This is a genomic window from Zooshikella harenae (genome assembly GCF_018837975.1).
Taxonomy (GTDB): Bacteria; Pseudomonadota; Gammaproteobacteria; order Pseudomonadales; family Zooshikellaceae; genus Zooshikella; species Zooshikella harenae.
Genome location: NZ_JAGSOY010000247.1, coordinates 1 through 1,343, shown reverse-complemented (window position 1 = coordinate 1,343; position 1,343 = coordinate 1). Strand labels below are relative to the sequence as shown.

2 protein-coding genes are annotated in these 1,343 nt (G+C 34.8%); one reads left to right on the top strand and one right to left on the bottom strand.

The window, feature by feature from the left end; translation table 11 throughout:
• The coding region (locus tag KCG35_RS25355) for a hypothetical protein (RefSeq protein WP_215822634.1) at positions 1-663 on the top strand (663 nt) is incomplete at its 5' end.
• A gap of 191 nt (positions 664-854) precedes the next feature.
• Here the strand turns inward: KCG35_RS25355 and KCG35_RS25350 are convergent.
• Positions 855-1,262: a hypothetical protein gene (locus tag KCG35_RS25350; protein WP_215822633.1), complete on the bottom strand. Its 408-nt coding sequence runs from the start codon at positions 1,260-1,262 to the stop codon at positions 855-857.
• Positions 1,263-1,343: the final 81 nt, after the last annotated feature.

The window sequence follows — 1,343 nt, the reverse complement described above, 5'->3', positions numbered from 1 at the left end:
GTTTGTTACTCATTTAAAGCTGAAGTCTGCCCTGAAACAGCCAAACTAAAACATATTTTAAATAATTTATCAGCGGTAATTGGTAGTATATATCTAATGTTTAAGAAGTTGCTATGCATAGTCTTTTCCCTGGCTATTTCGTCTTGCTATACTTTAAATATCCCGCCAGATTATGAATTAGATGCTAAACCACACTATGGGTTGGCTGTCTTTTCAATTTCATCAAACTATACCCTAGATAACTTTCGAGTCTATTATGGTGGAAGTTCTGATTTTTCTGAATATGTTGTCAGTGGACATGTTAAATTAAAGACAGCTGAGACACCTCTGGATTGGGTAGGTGGTGATCTTAGAGGCAGGTTAGCAGTAATTGAATTACCAGAGGGAAAATATTCATTTATGAGCATACATCGTCAGTATCCCTCGTCTACTTTAAGTGGAAGATTTGATGCTCCTTTTGAGGTAGAAGCTAACAAAGCCACATATCTAGGTGATCTAGCGGTATTAATTAACCCTGAAAGAACTAAATTTAAGGCAATAATTTTTGACAGCTCGGAAAGAGACTTGCCTTTGCTGTTTAACCGATATCCAAATATTAAAAAAGAAAATGTAATTGTAAAAATCTCAAAAGTACAAAAGTATATTCAGAAAACTTTTAGGTAAGATTTATAGACCCAGATCAATACTCATTCTGCACATTTTTTGTGCAACAAGGACTCATAAGATAAGCCCAAAGAGAGCTTTTTAGCCCAGGCCAAGCCCTGGGTTTTCTTTATTCTGAAGCTAGTGAGCGTTCCACAAAAATGTTCCACGCGGAACATAAAACAGTTATCGTTTACCTATCTGGTTTAAAGCTATTTAATGTAAAAATCTATTTTTACACTTTGATCATAAATGTATTTGTCTTTTAAAGACTTTGTATATCCTTCTTTTACTGAGTCTATTTGTATGAAAGCACTCTTATCTAGCTTTAACTCATAGTATCCACTTTCATCACTCACAACCTGGTGCACTTTACTGCCACCAAACCCATCATAATCACCGCCTTCATAGTAATAGTTGGTTATATGCAGTGTATAACTACTCACAGCTTTTTTGTCTCTATCGTACACATAACCACTAACAGTGACGTTTTGAACATCTGAGTGCGCGCTTTTCCACAAATTTTTGAGCACTGAAGGAAGTAAGTAATAAGAAAAAAGCAGTATAGTTATAGCTGAAATTACAATAATCGACTTTTTACTGACTAGATTTATACGCATCAATCCTACTTTTTATAGCGCTCTTTGTTTAGTTCCTTAAGCACCCTTAACCAATCATCATATGTACCCATTAAATAAAAG

Bases quoted from the DNA above. Each gene is read 5' to 3' on its own strand.
- KCG35_RS25350 (WP_215822633.1), bottom strand. From the start codon at position 1,262: ATGCGTATAAATCTAGTCAGTAAAAAGTCGATTATTGTAATTTCAGCT.